13 protein-coding genes and 1 pseudogene are annotated in these 15,546 nt (G+C 59.1%); 9 read left to right on the plus strand and 5 right to left on the minus strand.

Annotated features, from left to right (window positions below; genetic code table 11):
* Nucleotides 1-4 precede the first annotated feature (4 nt).
* Together CLU84_RS13600 and folC are read right to left on the minus strand one after the other, a co-directional pair.
* The gene (locus CLU84_RS13600; protein WP_099737613.1) at nucleotides 5-937 is read right to left on the minus strand and encodes an SPOR domain-containing protein; all 933 of its coding nucleotides are present in this window, start codon (nucleotides 935-937) and stop codon (nucleotides 5-7) included.
* 58 nt (nucleotides 938-995) lie between these two features.
* Nucleotides 996-2,321, minus strand: a complete 1,326-nt coding sequence (gene folC / locus CLU84_RS13605) for a bifunctional tetrahydrofolate synthase/dihydrofolate synthase (RefSeq protein WP_099737614.1) — start codon at nucleotides 2,319-2,321, stop codon at nucleotides 996-998.
* 101 nt (nucleotides 2,322-2,422) lie between these two features.
* Here folC and CLU84_RS13610 point away from each other — a divergent pair, with 101 nt between their 5' ends.
* The 4 genes from CLU84_RS13610 to argG all read left to right on the plus strand — a co-directional run bounded on the left by CLU84_RS13610 (nucleotide 2,423) and on the right by argG (nucleotide 5,643).
* Entirely contained in the window at nucleotides 2,423-2,785 is a 363-nt protein-coding gene (locus tag CLU84_RS13610) for an ArsC family reductase (RefSeq protein ID WP_099737615.1), read from the plus strand.
* Between the two features lie 125 nt (nucleotides 2,786-2,910).
* A complete protein-coding gene (locus tag CLU84_RS13615; protein ID WP_099738022.1) occupies nucleotides 2,911-3,732 on the plus strand; it encodes a glycine zipper 2TM domain-containing protein in 822 nt (273 codons plus the stop codon).
* A gap of 149 nt (nucleotides 3,733-3,881) precedes the next feature.
* Nucleotides 3,882-4,199, plus strand: a complete 318-nt coding sequence (locus CLU84_RS13620; protein ID WP_099738023.1) for a pyrimidine/purine nucleoside phosphorylase — start codon at nucleotides 3,882-3,884, stop codon at nucleotides 4,197-4,199.
* Nucleotides 4,200-4,305: 106 nt separating this feature from the next.
* Nucleotides 4,306-5,643: an argininosuccinate synthase gene (gene argG, locus CLU84_RS13625; protein ID WP_099737616.1), complete on the plus strand. Its 1,338-nt coding sequence runs from the start codon at nucleotides 4,306-4,308 to the stop codon at nucleotides 5,641-5,643.
* 104 nt (nucleotides 5,644-5,747) lie between these two features.
* Here the strand turns inward: argG and CLU84_RS13630 are convergent, their stop codons facing one another.
* Together CLU84_RS13630 and acs are read right to left on the minus strand one after the other, a co-directional pair.
* Complete coding sequence (locus tag CLU84_RS13630) at nucleotides 5,748-6,206, minus strand: Signal transduction histidine kinase (RefSeq protein WP_099737617.1); 459 nt, start codon at nucleotides 6,204-6,206, stop codon at nucleotides 5,748-5,750.
* Between the two features lie 122 nt (nucleotides 6,207-6,328).
* Nucleotides 6,329-8,322: pseudogene (acs, locus tag CLU84_RS13635) on the minus strand (acetate--CoA ligase).
* Nucleotides 8,323-8,688: 366 nt separating this feature from the next.
* On the opposite strand from acs, the gene CLU84_RS13640 reads away from it, so the two are divergent.
* The 5 genes from CLU84_RS13640 to proX (CLU84_RS13660) all read left to right on the plus strand — a co-directional run bounded on the left by CLU84_RS13640 (nucleotide 8,689) and on the right by proX (CLU84_RS13660) (nucleotide 14,830).
* Nucleotides 8,689-9,330, plus strand: coding sequence for a TIGR00645 family protein (locus CLU84_RS13640; protein ID WP_099737618.1), 642 nt, complete (start codon nucleotides 8,689-8,691; stop codon nucleotides 9,328-9,330).
* A 725-nt stretch (nucleotides 9,331-10,055) separates the two neighbouring features.
* Nucleotides 10,056-11,363, plus strand: coding sequence for a glycine betaine/L-proline ABC transporter ATP-binding protein ProV (proV, locus tag CLU84_RS13645; RefSeq protein ID WP_099737619.1), 1,308 nt, complete (start codon nucleotides 10,056-10,058; stop codon nucleotides 11,361-11,363).
* 13 nt (nucleotides 11,364-11,376) lie between these two features.
* Entirely contained in the window at nucleotides 11,377-12,585 is a 1,209-nt protein-coding gene (gene proW, locus CLU84_RS13650; protein ID WP_099737620.1) for a glycine betaine/L-proline ABC transporter permease ProW, read from the plus strand.
* 29 nt (nucleotides 12,586-12,614) lie between these two features.
* Nucleotides 12,615-13,658: a glycine betaine/L-proline ABC transporter substrate-binding protein ProX gene (gene proX, locus CLU84_RS13655; protein ID WP_369826862.1), complete on the plus strand. Its 1,044-nt coding sequence runs from the start codon at nucleotides 12,615-12,617 to the stop codon at nucleotides 13,656-13,658.
* A gap of 95 nt (nucleotides 13,659-13,753) precedes the next feature.
* Complete coding sequence (gene proX, locus CLU84_RS13660; RefSeq protein ID WP_099737621.1) at nucleotides 13,754-14,830, plus strand: glycine betaine/L-proline ABC transporter substrate-binding protein ProX; 1,077 nt, start codon at nucleotides 13,754-13,756, stop codon at nucleotides 14,828-14,830.
* Between the two features lie 98 nt (nucleotides 14,831-14,928).
* Here proX (CLU84_RS13660) and CLU84_RS13665 read toward each other — a convergent pair whose 3' ends face one another.
* On the minus strand, nucleotides 14,929-15,447 hold the full coding sequence (locus CLU84_RS13665; protein ID WP_099737622.1) for a hypothetical protein: 519 nt from the start codon (nucleotides 15,445-15,447) through the stop codon (nucleotides 14,929-14,931).
* Between the last annotated feature and the right edge of the window lie 99 nt (nucleotides 15,448-15,546).

Here is a 15,546-nt window from a genome sequence, read left to right on the forward strand (position 1 = left end):
CAAATCAGCCCTTGAACACCGATGCTGGAAAACCCAGCCCCTTGGCTCTGGCTGCAGCCTTATCCGCCTCTTCACGGCTCTTGAAAGGCCCCATTCGTACACGTGTGCGCGTGCCGTCTTTGGTATCTACAGACTGCGTAAACGCACCACTACCGAGCTTGCCCTTGATCTCATTGGCCTTGCTAACTTCAGCAAAAGCACCAATCTGCACGATAAAGCGCTCATTGCCAGCAGAGTTATCCTTGGCCACAGCCGCTTCTGGCGCGGAACGACCTTCCAGCAATGCGCGGGCACGAGCAGCTTCATCGGCCTTTTCAGGCCTGTGCTTTGGCTCGGGCTTGGCTTCAGGCTTCTTGACCTCGGGCTCAGGCTTTTTAACTTCCGCCTTGGGCTTTTCTGGCTTGGGTTCAGGTTTCGACTCTGGCTTCGGCTCGGGTTTGCGCTCAGGCTTGACCTCGGGCTTGGGCTGCGGCTTAGGTTCAGGCTTCGCTTCTGGCTTGGACTGAGAAGCAACTACCGCAGAAGCCCCAACAGCAGCCGCTGTTGCAACTGCGCCAGCCACGGGTACGGACGCAGCAGATGGAGCTGGCGCAGCCGCTCTTGATGGAGCAAGAACCTCTTCGCCATCATCCAAAGAAGCATTGGCTGCAACGCGACCAGAGGAAGTGCCGGGCACCACCTCTGGGGCAGAATTCGCCTGATCTGGAATTTCAATGGGTATATTGACAGGGATGGGACGCGGTTGCGTATCAAACAACAACGGAAATCCCACCACACCAATCAGCACCAGCGCAGCAGCGCCGATGAGGCGATGACGTGCGCGGCGGCGCATGTCATCCACGCTTTCGCCTTGGGCCAGGCGGCTGGGGCGCTTGGCTCCAGCCACAGACTCGGCATCGTCTTTTTTGCCAGGCCAACGGAAATTGAAAAGTGCCATGAATTTGGACAGGTTGAGGTCAGTCGCCGGACATAAGCCCGGACGGCTGACCGCAGGCTCAATGAGCCAGGTGTTTGGCGTTCAGACGAGGTGTGCCATGTTGCAGCACTCCGCCGACGGTGAAGAACGATCCAAAGACCACGATTCTATCAGCGGCATCGCTTGCCTCTACAGCGGCATCCAGTGCCTGCTGCGGATTGGCAAAGGTTTGCATGCTCACATCTTTGCGAATCACGCCCTTGGCCTGCAATTGCTCGAGTTTGGCCTTGAGGCCTTCTGCTGAGTCTGCACGCGGTGTGGGCAGATCGGTGAAGTACCAGCGGTCAATCAGCGGACCCACCTTGGTGAGCATGGGCTCCCAATCCTTGTCAGCCATGGCACCGAAGACGACATGCGTGGTCGGAAAGTAGCCCATAGCATCCAGATTAGCCGTCAGCGCCGCCACCGAGTGCGGGTTGTGAGCGACATCCAGCACCAATGTGGGCTGACCCGGAATAATCTGGAAGCGACCGGGCAGCTCCACCATGGACAGGCCTGTGCGCACTGCCTGCGCAGTCACGGGCAGCTTGCTGCGAATGGCTTCATAGGCTGCCAGCACTCCAGAGGCGTTCATCAGCTGATTGGCACCACGCAGCGCTGGATAAGCCAGACCCGCATAGCGGCGGCTGCGGCCAGCCCAGCCCCATTGCTGCTTATCACCGTCGTAATTGAAGTCTTTGCCAAAGCGCCAAAGCTCGGCACCGATCTCAGCAGCATGGTCAATTACGCTTTGCGGGGGTACGGGGTCGCTGACGATGACAGGGCGACCTGCACGCATGATGCCCGCCTTCTCGCGTCCGATACTTTCGCGATCCGGGCCCAGCAGCTCCATGTGGTCGAGGTCGATGCTGGTGATGATGGCGCAGTCGGCATCCACAATGTTTGTGGCATCAAGGCGACCGCCCAGACCGACTTCCAGAATCGCTACATCCAGCTTGGACTGGCTCATCAAGTGCATGATGACCAGCGTAGTGAATTCAAAGTAAGTGAGCGCAACCTCTTCACCACCCTTCACTCTGGCCTGCTCTACGGCTTCAAAGTGCGGCAGCAGCTCAGCGGCCTTGACGATTTCACCGCCAATACGGCAGCGCTCTTCAAAGTGAACCAGATGGGGGGAGGTGTAGACACCGGGGCGGTAGCCGGACTGCAGGGCCACGGCTTCGAGCATGGCACAGGTTGAGCCCTTGCCATTGGTGCCAGCCACCGTGATGACCGGGCAATCGAATTTCAGGCCCATGCGCTGTGCGACTTCACGCACGCGATCCAGACCTAGGGCAATGTTCTGGGGATGCAGGCGCTCGCAATAAGCAAGCCATGCATCCAAGGTGGGAAATGTGGTGTGCATACTGGGCGCTATTGTCGCCGACAGCCAGAGGCCCTATGAGCTCTGGCACATGGCAAATACGTTACATCCAACTCCAACCGTTTCACTGAAGCTGATACCTCATGAGCAAGATCACCACTGTCTATGGCATTCCTAACTGCGACACTGTCAAGAAGGCACGAGTCTGGCTGAGTGAGCAAGGCATCACTTACCAGTTTCATGACTTCAAAAAACAAGGCGTTCCCGCCGAACGTCTGCCCGACTGGATGCAGGCCGTGGGCTGGGAAAAACTGCTTAACCGCCAGGGCACCACCTGGCGCAAGCTCGATGAAGACACCAAAGCCAGCGCAGTCGATGCAGTCAGCGCAGCTGCCGTGATGCAGGAGCACGCCAGCACGATCAAACGCCCCGTGGTGGAATGGGCCGACGGGAAAATCACGGTCGGATTCAAGGCAGATGACTGGCAGGCCTTCATCAAGGAATAAGCAATTACTCACATTCACACATTGCTTTACCTAGTTTTACCCTGCAGAGTCATCGGATTCACGCAGATCCCATAAACTTTTTCGTGATCTGGCGCGTTATAGCCTCAGAGACAGGAGAGATGTTCATGAAAACTCTGGCAGTTTTGACTTTCACAGCCGCTGCAGCAACCGGTGCATTTGCCCAGGAGCAAGGCCGCGTGCTTTCTTCCACCCCCATCACGCAGCAAGTTGCCGTGCCTCAGCAAGTGTGCAATGACCAGCAAGTGGCAGTCGCCCCCCGCCCAAGCGGCGCGGGCGCGGTGGTCGGAGCCATTGCAGGCGGTCTGCTGGGCAATGCCATTGGCGGCGGCGGCGGTCGTGCAGCAGCCACAGGTGCAGGCCTGATCGGCGGTGCCATGCTGGGCAATCAGGTCGAAGCGACTGGCCCTGCCCAGTACCAGACTGTGCGCCAATGCAGCACACAGACCTTCTATCAGAACCGTACCGTGGGCTACAACGTAACCTATGAGTACAACGGGCGCAGCTACACCACACAGACAACCGAGCCGCCCGGCAAGTGGATTGCGCTGAATGTGCAGCCTGCCGCCAACAACAGCACTTACAGCAACAACGGTTACTACAGCAACCAGGCTCCGGTGCAAGGCGCTTATTCGACCAGCTACCCGCAAAACACTCAGGGCAGCTACCAGACTGGCTACCCCAGCGATTACCCAAATGGTTATCAAGCCGGCTACCCAAGCAACTATTACGCACCGCAGCCGGTAGCGCCCACGTATTCGGCCGGCTCCAGCTATTCGGCAACTGACTATGTCGGCCCCCTGCTGTTGGGCGCTGTCATTGGTGCCGGTGCCTACTACGCCACGCGCCCTAGTTACTATTACCGGGGTTACGGCGGTGGTTACCGCCCCAACCATGGACATGGTGGTGGTCACGGCTGGCGCCGCTGATCCGCGCCCAATCGGTTGCAAAAACTGAGCAAGAGCCCCACTACGGGGCTCTTGTTTTTCCTGCCTTTGCCAAGCATTCGCACAGGTACAAATCTCGTGGCCTAAAATCAGAGGTTTTGACCTTCGACCACGCTCAGCGTACTTCTTCCATGACCACCGAAACCATCGACCACGTCAGCCTCACCACCAAGGCCAATGTTTACTTTGACGGCAAGTGCGTCAGCCACAGCTTCACTCTGGCTGACGGCACCAAGAAGTCGGTCGGCGTGGTTCTGCCCGCGACCCTGACTTTTGGCACCGCTGCCGCAGAAATCATGGAATGCGTGGGCGGCGCCTGCGAGTACAAGCTCGACGGCAGCGATGAGTGGAAGAAGTCTGCGGCAGGCGAAAGCTTCCATATCCCCGCGAATTCCAAGTTCGACATTCGCGTGACCGAGGCCTATCACTACATCTGCCATTACGCTTAATCCGCGTTGGAGCAGTGCCTGATACAGGCATAGAAATTTCAAGCCTTTTCAGCCCCAAACGCTTATTCATCAAGCGCTTGCAGCTATCACTTTGAAGAGAAATCTCATGGAAACCATTCTGCAAAATGTTCCCGTCGGCCAGAAGGTCGGCATCGCCTTCTCCGGCGGTCTGGACACCTCCGCCGCTCTGCGCTGGATGAAGAACAAGGGCGCTGTGCCCTACGCTTACACCGCCAACCTGGGTCAGCCCGACGAAGCCGACTACGACGAGATCCCTCGCAAGGCAATGGAATACGGCGCTGAAAAGGCCCGCCTGATCGACTGCCGCCCTCAGCTGGCCAACGAAGGCATTGCCGCTATCCAGTCCGGTGCTTTCCACATTTCCACCGGTGGCATCACCTACTTCAACACCACCCCCCTGGGCCGCGCTGTGACCGGCACCATGCTGGTGGCTGCCATGAAGGAAGACGACGTCAACATCTGGGGCGATGGCTCGACCTTCAAGGGCAACGACATCGAGCGCTTCTACCGCTACGGTCTGCTGACCAACCCTGATCTGAAGATCTACAAGCCTTGGCTGGACAGCACCTTCATCGACGAACTCGGCGGTCGCGCTGAAATGTCGGCCTTCATGACCAAGGAAGGTTTCGGCTACAAGATGTCGGCTGAAAAGGCCTACTCCACCGACTCCAACATGCTGGGCGCCACCCACGAAGCCAAGGATCTGGAATTCCTGAACTCCGGCATTCGCATCGTGAACCCCATCATGGGCGTGGCCTTCTGGAAGCCTGAAGTCGAAGTCAAGGCTGAAGAAGTCTCCATCACGTTCGACGAAGGCCGCCCCGTGGCCATCAACGGCAAGGAATACACCGACGCTGTCGAAGTCTTCCTCGAGCTGAACCGCATCGGTGGCCGCCACGGCCTGGGCATGAGCGACCAGATCGAAAACCGCATCATCGAAGCCAAGAGCCGCGGCATCTACGAAGCCCCCGGCATGGCCCTGCTGCACATCGCCTACGAGCGTCTGGTGACCGGCATCCATAACGAAGACACCATTGAGCAGTACCGCATCAACGGCCTGCGTCTGGGCCGTCTGCTGTACCAGGGCCGCTGGTTTGACCCTCAGGCCATCATGCTGCGCGAATCCTCGCAGCGCTGGGTGGCCCGCGCCGTGACCGGCACCGTGACGCTGGAACTGCGCCGCGGCAACGACTACTCGATCCTGAACACCGAGTCGCCCAACCTGACTTACGCTCCCGAGCGTCTGTCCATGGAAAAGGTCGAAGATGCGCCTTTCAGCCCCATCGACCGTATCGGTCAGCTGACCATGCGCAACCTGGACCTGATCGACACCCGCGCCAAGCTGGCCATCTACTCGCAGGCTGGCCTGCTGAGCGTGAGCAGCTCCAACGCACTGCCCCAGCTGGGCAACGACAAGAAGTAATTCAGGTCGCCTCACAAAAAAGCCGCTGCAATGCAGCGGCTTTTTTCATGCCTTTTTAGCCTCTAGCACTTGCTAATCAGGCGAAAGCAGCTATCAATCTTGAATCAAAGGCGGTTGATATTGTGCAGTTGCTGCTCCAGCTGCCCCACATAAGCCGCCGTGCTGTTGTCCGACTCCTGAGCACGCTGCACCAGATGGACCTCCAGCACATCAAGGCGAGCCATCAACGCCTCTTTATCCTTGGCATGCAGCGCTTCCAGCACGCCGCGCAGCTCGGTAAAGCGCGATGCCTCAGCCTTGTCCGCCAGATCGCGCTGGCTCTGCATTTCCTTGGCGTGGCGACGCGCTTCCATCAGCACCGAGCCCTGCATCCACAGCACATAGGCGATGAAGAAAACGCTGAGCAAAGTGGTCAGCGCCAGCATCAGCAAGCCCAGCGGGGCCTCAATCGTCGTCACGCCCAACGATACCGTGCTAGGGGTTGAAAGTGCCGTCCAGTTAAAAGCCGCCAGCACGGCGATAAAAGCCACGATGATGGCAATGCAAATGGTGCGAAAGTTCATGGTCTTCTCCTTGTCTCTGAGATGCCCTGTTTTAACCCAAGAACGCACGCTACCAAGTCAGCCGGAGCCAGAAACGACAAAGCCGCTGCAAACAGCGGCTTTGTCGTCATTGAGCAGTCAGATCAATTGACTTCGGACAATTGATCCAGGATGGCAGGATTCTCCAGCGTCGAGGTATCTTGCGTAATCGCCTCACCCTTGGCCAGCGAGCGCAGCAGGCGGCGCATGATCTTGCCGCTGCGAGTCTTGGGCAGGTTGTCGCCAAAGCGGATGTCCTTGGGCTTGGCGATGGGGCCGATCTCCTTGGCCACCCAGTTGCGCAGCTCGGCAGCAATCTGCTTGGCCTCTTCGCCGGTAGGCTTGCCGCGCTTGAGCACCACAAAGGCGCAGATGGCTTCACCGGTCAGGTCGTCGGGGCGGCCCACCACGGCGGCTTCAGCCACCAGGTCGGTCTTGGCGACCAGTGCAGACTCGATCTCCATGGTGCCCATGCGGTGGCCTGAGACGTTGAGCACGTCATCAATACGGCCGGTGATGCGGAAGTAACCACGGTCTTCGCTGCGCACCGCACCGTCGCCAGCAAGGTAGTAGCCCTTGAGCTCTTCGGGGAAGTAGCTCTTCTTGAAGCGCTCTGGGTCACCCCAGATATTGCGAATCATCGAAGGCCAGGGCTTTCTCACTACCAGAATGCCGCCCGAGCCGTTGGGAATTTCATTACCCGCCTCATCCACAATGGCCACCGCAATGCCGGGCAGTGGCAGGGTGCAGGAGCCGGGCACCAGCGGCGTGGCACCGGGCAGCGGCGTGATCATGTGACCGCCGTTTTCGGTCTGCCAGAAGGTGTCCACGATGGGGCACTTTTCCTTGCCGATGTTCTTGTAGTACCACATCCAGGCTTCGGGATTGATGGGTTCACCCACCGAACCCAGCAGACGCAGGCTGCTCAAATCCCAGTTCTTGGGGTGCACGCTTTCATCCGACTCCGCTGCCTTGATCAGCGAGCGAATGGCCGTGGGCGCAGTGTAGAAGATGGAGCATTTGTGGCGCTCGATCATCTGCCAGAAGCGGCCCGCATTGGGGAAGGTGGGCACGCCTTCAAACACAATCTGCGTCGCACCTGCGGCCAGCGGGCCGTAGGCCACATAGCTGTGACCGGTGATCCAGCCAATGTCAGCCGTGCACCAGAAGACATCGCTGTCCTTGGCGTCAAACGTCCACTCAAACGTCTGCTTGGCCCACAGCACATAGCCGCCGGTGGCGTGCTGCACGCCCTTGGGCTTGCCGGTGGAGCCGCTGGTGTAGAGGATGAACAACGGGTGCTCAGCGTTGACAGGCACCGCCTCGCATTCGGTGGACTGCCCGGCCAGCGCCTGGGCAAAGCTCAGATCACGCCCTTCCACCATATTGCAGGCTGTGGCCGTGCGCTCGTAGACGAAGACGGTCTTGATGGCTTCACAGCCACCCAGCGCAATGGCATCGTCCACGATGGCTTTGAGCGGCAGCTCTTTGCCACCGCGCATCTGGTAGTTGGCGGTGATAACGGCAGTGGCACCCACGTCCACAATGCGCTCTTGCACGGCTTTGGCCGAGAAGCCGCCAAACACCACAGAATGCGTGGCACCAATGCGCGCGCAGGCCTGCATGACCACCACGCCCTCAATGGTCATGGGCATGTAGATCAGCACACGGTCACCCTTTTGCACGCCGCGCGCCTTGAGGGCGTTGGCGAACTGACTGACGCGGGCCAGCATTTCCTTATAGGTGACCTTGGTGACTTCGCCGCCATCGGCTTCAAAGATGATGGCCGTCTTGTTCTCCACGGGCGTGCCCATGTGCTTGTCCAGACAGTTGGCGCTGGCGTTCAGCTCGCCGTCGGCAAACCATTTGTAGAACGGCGGGTTGCTCTGGTCGAGCACCTGTGTGAAGGGCTTGGTCCACTGCACGTTCTCGCGGGCCAATCGCGCCCAGTAGCCTTCGTAGTCACGCTCGGCCTCATCGCACAGGGCCTGGTACTGAGCCATGCCCGAGATACGGGCCTTGGCAGCAAAGTCCGCAGGGGCGGAAAAACACGGTTTTCCACCAGTACGGATTCGATGGGTGATGTCGCTGTGCTCATCGTTTTGTCTCCTGATGCATAAGCAATGAAATTATTGTGGGTGTACTGTCAAGGCTCGGTCTTACATGCCACTGACTGAAATGAGCATCCAGATTTTCTGAGTCAGCAAACCGGCGATTCACTCCCATTTTTGCAGCAGCAAGCGCACATACAGTCTTGATTTGCTTGCAATTTTGTCAAAACACCCCAGAACAAACCCTTAGAATCGCCCACCTGCTGCCAGCGGCGGGCGGCGCAAGACGCTGCCTGACCTCATAGGCACAGCCAGTCCGGGACGCGGCCCCATCAAAACCAGTCTTTCAAGGTGGCGGCGCCCCATCGCCCTCCTCCTTCAACGGCCTCATCGGCCGTACCCGCACACACATCATGAGCCGCATCCACTCCGACGAAGCAGGCACCTCATCCTCCAAACCACCTAAGGCGAGCCATCAAGCCCCGGCTGCGCTGCGACCTCTGCCCTCGCTGATCTTTGCCAGCCGCTGGCTGCAGCTACCCCTGTATCTGGGGCTGATTGCAGCACAGGGGGTCTATGTCTGGCACTTTCTGCTGGAGCTATGGCATCTGGTCGAGGCCGTCTTCGGCAACAAAGAAGCCCTGCAGGCTCTGATCACCAACATTGGCTACAAGAGCGATGTGCAGATCACCCATCTCAACGAGACCATCATCATGCTCGTGGTGCTGGCGCTGATCGACGTGGTGATGATCTCCAACCTGCTGATCATGGTCATCGTTGGTGGCTACGAAACCTTTGTCAGCCGCATGGGTCTTGAGTCTCACCCCGACCAGCCCGAGTGGCTGAGCCATGTGAACGCCTCGGTGCTCAAGGTCAAGCTGGCGCTGTCCATCATCGGCATCAGCTCCATCCACCTGCTCAAGAGCTTCATCAACGCGGGCAGCTACGAGGTGCAGGTGCTGATGTGGCAGACCATCATCCACGTGGTCTTCCTGCTCAGCGCGCTGGCCATTGCGCTGACGGACAAGCTGACACAGAGCGCCCACCAGCACTAAGTCCTGGTAATCCAGCCACGTCCCTGAAAGCCCCGCATGGTTCGCCATGGCGGGGCTTTTTATGGCCTCTGGACAATGCAAAAACCATCAAAAGCTGACAACCCGTTAAAAAAAACTATAAATCTGCAGCAAGCCCTTATCTATCAATCACTTGTTGCTCTGTTTTTAGGGTATGCAAATGTTTCAAGTCCATGATTTCATGCCTGCTAAGCACCCAATGCTTACAGCTCGATTTGACGCATAAAACTCAGTTCGATATATTAAAAAGTCATTTACAACCTGCCGCGCAGGTCGTCACCGTATTTTTTAAAGACGGCTGACTCACTCCCCGGCGGATCGTTGTGTCAATTTCAGGAGCTTTTCGCTCCTTTGGCGCAGCCCCGTCAACCGGGCCGAAACACGGTCCTGATGCATGGGGGCTTCTTCCGGTCTAAAGCACCGGAAGCTAGCCTGACAAGAAGCAGCGCATAGGCGTGCCAGTCGGTACACCTGGTGCCAGCCACCCGCTTCTTTACATTTGACAGCTCTTGCGCACACCTCGCTTGTGCCATCCGGGCTGAATCACCGGCGCCGCCATGGCGCCATCTGCATCGTGCAGTCCTGCCCAAAAGGCCGGGCTGAGCTGCAGCATCAGGGCTCATTTTGGCTTGTGCGCCAGCGCCTACCGGCATTGCCGGTTGTAGGCGCTGGACTGTGTTCCATCTCATCCAAAGGAGAACGCCACAGTGGCCAAGCAAATCGCTATTGATCATGTCTTCAAGGTCTTCGGCAATGATTCGAAAACCGCGCTCAACCTTGTGAAACAGGGCCTGAGCAAGCAAGAAATTCTTGCCCAGACCGGGCAATCCATCGGCGTATTCGACGCCCACTTCACCATCGAAGCTGGTGAAATCTTTGTCGTCATGGGCCTGTCGGGCTCGGGCAAGTCCACGCTGGTGCGCATGCTCAATCGCCTGATCGAGCCCACCAGCGGCCGCATTCTGGTGGACGGCCAGGACATCAACGCGCTCAGCGACAAAGAGCTGCGCGCTCTGCGCCGCAAAGACATCTCCATGGTGTTTCAGTCCTTCGCGCTAATGCCTCACCTGACGGTGCTGGACAACACGGCCTTTGGCCTGGAGCTGGCAGGCGTGGACCGCGCCACACGCCAGAAGCAGGCGCAGGATGCGCTGGAGCAAGTGGGCCTGGGCGGCTGGGGCGCCAGCTACCCCGATGAGCTGTCGGGCGGCATGCAGCAGCGCGTTGGTCTGGCCCGTGCACTGGCATCTGACCCGTCTATCTTGCTCATGGACGAGGCGTTTTCCGCACTCGACCCCATCATCCGTACCGAGATGCAGTCCGAGCTGTTGCGCCTGCAGGAAATCAAGCGCCGCACCATCGTCTTCATCTCCCACGATCTGGATGAAGCCATGCGCATTGGCGACCGTATCGCCATCATGAAGGACGGCATGGTGCAGCAGGTCGGCACGCCTGATGAAATTCTGCGCAACCCGGCCAATGACTATGTGCGCACCTTTATTCAGGGCGTGGATGCTGCGGCCGTGTTCAAGGCATCTGACATTGCCCGCCAGGCACTGACCGTGATTTCCGAGAGCAGTGACCGCGGCTGCCGCGCTGCGCTGCGCCTGCTGGAAGACTCCGACCGCGACTACGCCTATGTGCTCAACACACGCAAGCGCTTTCTGGGTGTGGTCTCGTCGCAGTCACTGCGCGATGCGCTGCAAGGCCACGACGGAATGCTGGGACTGAAGCATGCCTTTATCCCTGACGTGCAGCCCATTGCCAGCAACACACCTGTCGCCGAGCTGTTTGGTGCCGTGGCCGCGCCCCCCTTCCCACTGCCTGTGGTGGATGAGGATGGAAAGTACCTGGGCGTCATCAGCCGCACGACCATGCTGAAGTTCCTGGACCGTGCCACACCGCCCGTGCCGCCGCCTCAGAAGGAGATTCCACCCGTCAAGCTGGACACAAACTTCCAGGCCGTTCAGCACACATCACCGCAAACACAAGCTGCCCATAGCGCAGCGCAGTAAGGAGGGAGCCGATTTGAACGACAACGCACTGAACAACCCCGTAACCGACAGCGCCACAGCCAGCGCCGCTTTTGAAGATCCGTGGGCGGCAGCCTCGGCTCCCGCCATAGAGCCGGTGAACACACCCTCCCCTGAAAGCACCGCCAGCGCAGACCCTTGGGCCGCATCCTATGCTGAGCCTGACACGGCCAGCACCAGCTCTGACTGGCTTAGCGCTCCCTCGCCCACCGATATTCCCGAGCATGACGGCGGCATCGGCCATCTCTGGCACCAGATCACCACCGAAGGCCTGCCCGTGCAGGACTCCATCAACCACGGCCTGGCGTGGGTGGTCGACCATTTCCGCCCTTTCTTTCAGGCCGTTCGCACGCCTATTGACGCCACGCTCAACGGCGTGACCGATGTGCTGCAGACCATTCCCATGCCTGTGCTGGTACTGCTGATTGCCTTGCTGGCCTGGCAGTTTGCGGGCCGCAAGCTGGCCATCGGCGCGGCACTGTCCCTGCTGGGCGTGGCTGTACTAGGCATCTGGCCTGAGGCCATGGTCACTCTGGCGCTGGTGCTGACCTCGCTGTTCTTCTGCATCGTGATCGGCCTGCCCGCAGGTATTTTCCTGGCCAGCAGCGACCGCGCCCAACGCTGGACGCGCCCCCTGCTGGACGCCATGCAGACCACGCCGGCTTTTGTCTATCTGGTGCCCGTGGTCATGCTGTTTGGCATTGGCAACGTACCCGGCGTCATCGTGACCATTGTGTTTGCGCTGCCGCCACTGATTCGCCTGACGAATCTGGGCATTCGCCAGGTGCGCCCCGACCTGATCGAAGCCAGCCGCGCTTATGGCGCATCGCCCGCACAGTTGCTGTGGAAGGTGCAGCTGCCACTGTCCATGCCCTCCATCATGGCGGGTATCAATCAGGCGCTGATGCTGTCGCTTTCCATGGTGGTCATCGCTTCCATGATCGCCGTGGGTGGTCTGGGTCAGATGGTGCTGCGCGGCATTGGTCGCCTGGATATGGGTCTGGCCACTGTAGGCGGTCTGGGCATTGTGCTGCTGGCCATCGTGCTTGACCGCATCACCCAAGCCATGGGCGAGCCCAAACGCGGCAGTGCCCGCTGGTGGGCGACTGGCCCCGCCGGGGTCGTTATGCGTCTGTTGAAAAAGCCTCAAGCAGCTCCCGCGCCACAGCGCAGCGCTGAACCCGCCAAGCCCGCTGCGGTTTGAACCCAAAAAAACGAGGAGGACATATGAACATGACTCAAAACGCCCCCCGCATGCGCCAGAACCTGGGTCGCTGGCTGCTTGCCAGCACGGCCGCAGCCACCATGGCACTGGCTGGCACAAACGCCTTTGCCGCTGACGGTCTTCCCGGCAAGGGCGTAAAAGTAACGCCCCTCAAAAGCTCGATTGCAGAGGAAACCTTCCAGACCGAGCTGGTCATGAAGGCTCTGGAAAAGCTGGGCTACGAAGTGCAGCCCATGAAAGAGGTGGAGTACCCCACCGCCCATATTGCGCTGGCGAATGGGGATGCGACCTTTATGGCCAACCACTGGAACCCGCTGCACGCTGACTATTACAAGAACGCGGGCGGCGACGCCAAGCTCTACCGCAAGGGCGTTTTCTCAGCCAATGCAGCTCAGGGCTATCTGATCGACAAAAAGACGGCGCAGGCCTATGGCATCACCAATCTGGGGCAGTTGCAAAAGCCCGAGATTGCCAAGCTGTTTGACACCGACGGTGATGGCAAGGCCGATCTGACCGGCTGCACGCCCGGCTGGGGCTGCGAAGCCATGATTGAGCACCAGCTCACTGCCTACAAGCTGCGCGATACCGTCACACACAAGCAAGGCACTTACTCGGCACTGATGGCGGACACCATTACCCGTTACCAGGCGGGCAAGCCCATTCTTTACTACACCTGGACGCCTTACTGGGTGAGCAATGTGCTCAAACCCGGCAAGGATGTGGTGTGGCTGGAAGTGCCCTTCTCAGCCCTGCCCGGCGAGCAGTCCGGCACGGACACCAAGCTGGCCAACGGCAAAAACTACGGTTTCATCGCCAACAGCCAGCAGATCGTGGCCAACAAGACCTGGGCCGAGCAGAACCCTGCCGCCGCCAAACTGTTTGAAATCATCAAGCTGCCCGTGGGCGATATCAACGCCCAGAACTTCATGATGAGCCAGGGGCAGAACAAGCAATCGGACATTGATCGCCACACCGACAACTGGATCAAGGCTCATCAAAAGACCTTTGATGACTGGATCAGCCAGGCTCTGGCCGCCGCCAAAAAGCCCTGATCGACTCAGACCAGACAGATGACGGCGACCGCTTTGGCGGCTGCCGTTTTTTTTCGGGCCAACCGGCCCAGCAACCGCAAGGAGAAATAACAACAATGATCAAGACTGTGCAAACCATGACATCGCCCCGACTCGCCAAACGCCAGTGGCTTCTGGCTGCAGCAGCCACCGCCACCACAGTTGTACTTGGCCTGAGCCACACAAGCAGCTGGGCAGCAGGTCAGAATTCACCAGACGCAGCACTGCCGGGCAAGGGCATTACGGTACTGCCCGTCAAGAGTGCGCTGGCGGAAGAGAACTTTCAGACCCTGCTGGTGATGAAGGCGCTTCAGCAACTGGGCTACACCGTCAAGCCCTGGGAAGAGCTGGACTATCCGCTGATCCATTTGGCCGTTGCCAATGGCGATGCCACCTTTATGGCCAATCACTGGAATCCGCACCATGCCGAGTTCTACAAGCAAGCCGGTGGCGATGCCAAGTTATCGCGCAAAGGCGTGTACTCGGCAGGTGCTGCGCAGGGTTACGTGATCGACAAAAAGACTGCGGACGCCTACAAGATCAGCCGCCTCGATCAACTCAAAGACCCCAAGCTGGCTGCGCTGTTTGACATGAACGGCGACGGCAAGGCCGACCTCATAGGCCCCAACGCAGGCTGGGGCGGTGAAGCCGTGGTGGCGCACCAGATCAATGCCTTTGGCCTGAAGAACACCGTCAGCTACACACAGGGAAACTACCCCGCCCTGATTGCAGACACGCTGTCGCGCTTCAAGGCAGGTAAGCCCGTGCTGTATTACGCGTGGACGCCCTACTGGCTCAGCAATGTGCTGCGCCCAGGCCATGAGGTAGTGTGGCTGCAGGTGCCTTTTTCATCCATGCCCGGCGTGCAGGCGGGTACGGACACCAAGCTGCCCAACGGCCGCAACTACGGTTTCCCGCTCAATAACGAGTACATCGTGGCGAACAAGGTCTGGGTAGAAAAGAACCCGGCTGCCGGCAAACTGTTCGAAGTCATGCAGATCCCTCTCAACGACATCAGCCAGCAGAACCGCCTGCTCAACGATGGAGAGAGCAAGCCCGCCGACATCAACCGCCATGTAGACAGCTGGATCAAGGCACACCAGAAAACCTTTGACGGCTGGCTGGACCAGGCACGCGCCGCGGCTCAGAAATAAGCATCAAAACTGACCTCAGCGCTTATCAATAAAGCGTAAGCAGCTATCAAAAAAGAACCGGCCATGAGTGCCGGTTCTTTTTTATGGGTTCTGCGCGATCACCAGCTGGACTTGCCGTTGGCACAAGTCGATTGGCTAGACAGGCTGACAAAGCGCTCCACACGCAGCGCCAGCATTTTGCGACCTTGCTGTGCCAGCACCGGGTCGCTGACCGGGCGCTCCACCACGCGGCCCTGCACCTCGGCCAGCATGCTCACTGCCGCATTGCTGCGCGTGTTCAGGTAGGCCTGCTCCAGCAACACGTTATCGGCCTCGGGCAGCACGGCAATGAACTGACCGGACTCGCACTCCTGAAAGCGACCTGTCTCGCCCTCCAGGCTGTAGAGGCCCTGCCAGCGGCCGCTTTCCTTGCTGATCTTCAGTCCCGATGGCAGGGGCGCTTGCTCGGCCGCCCTGGACTGCACTGCGCCCGCAGCCTGCTTCTTGCCGCTGAGGCTGGACCAGGTCTTGTCCCAGGTCTGGGAGACCTTGCCCGTCATATTGGAGACGGTAGAACAAGCCGTCAGACTCGTCACAAAGATGGCACCGGCGGCCAGACGCCACAGCTTGCTGTGCATGAATACCTCAGATTTTCCAAAAACAGGCACGTTAACAGAGTGCGAACGCCTGTAATCCGTCGCGATCTCTGGCTGTGACAAAGTGTTGCATACATAATC

The organism is Comamonas sp. 26, assembly GCF_002754475.1.
Classification (GTDB): domain Bacteria; phylum Pseudomonadota; class Gammaproteobacteria; order Burkholderiales; family Burkholderiaceae_C; genus Comamonas.

Bases quoted from the DNA above. Each gene is read 5' to 3' on its own strand.
- CLU84_RS13600 (WP_099737613.1), bottom strand. From the start codon at position 937: ATGGCACTTTTCAATTTCCGTTGGCCTGGCAAAAAAGACGATGCCGAG.
- folC (WP_099737614.1), bottom strand. From the start codon at position 2,321: ATGCACACCACATTTCCCACCTTGGATGCATGGCTTGCTTATTGCGAG.
- CLU84_RS13610 (WP_099737615.1), top strand. From the start codon at position 2,423: ATGAGCAAGATCACCACTGTCTATGGCATTCCTAACTGCGACACTGTC.
- CLU84_RS13615 (WP_099738022.1), top strand. From the start codon at position 2,911: ATGAAAACTCTGGCAGTTTTGACTTTCACAGCCGCTGCAGCAACCGGT.
- CLU84_RS13620 (WP_099738023.1), top strand. From the start codon at position 3,882: ATGACCACCGAAACCATCGACCACGTCAGCCTCACCACCAAGGCCAAT.
- argG (WP_099737616.1), top strand. From the start codon at position 4,306: ATGGAAACCATTCTGCAAAATGTTCCCGTCGGCCAGAAGGTCGGCATC.
- CLU84_RS13630 (WP_099737617.1), bottom strand. From the start codon at position 6,206: ATGAACTTTCGCACCATTTGCATTGCCATCATCGTGGCTTTTATCGCC.
- CLU84_RS13640 (WP_099737618.1), top strand. From the start codon at position 8,689: ATGAGCCGCATCCACTCCGACGAAGCAGGCACCTCATCCTCCAAACCA.
- proX (WP_369826862.1), top strand. From the start codon at position 12,615: ATGACTCAAAACGCCCCCCGCATGCGCCAGAACCTGGGTCGCTGGCTG.
- proX (WP_099737621.1), top strand. From the start codon at position 13,754: ATGATCAAGACTGTGCAAACCATGACATCGCCCCGACTCGCCAAACGC.
- CLU84_RS13665 (WP_099737622.1), bottom strand. From the start codon at position 15,447: ATGCACAGCAAGCTGTGGCGTCTGGCCGCCGGTGCCATCTTTGTGACG.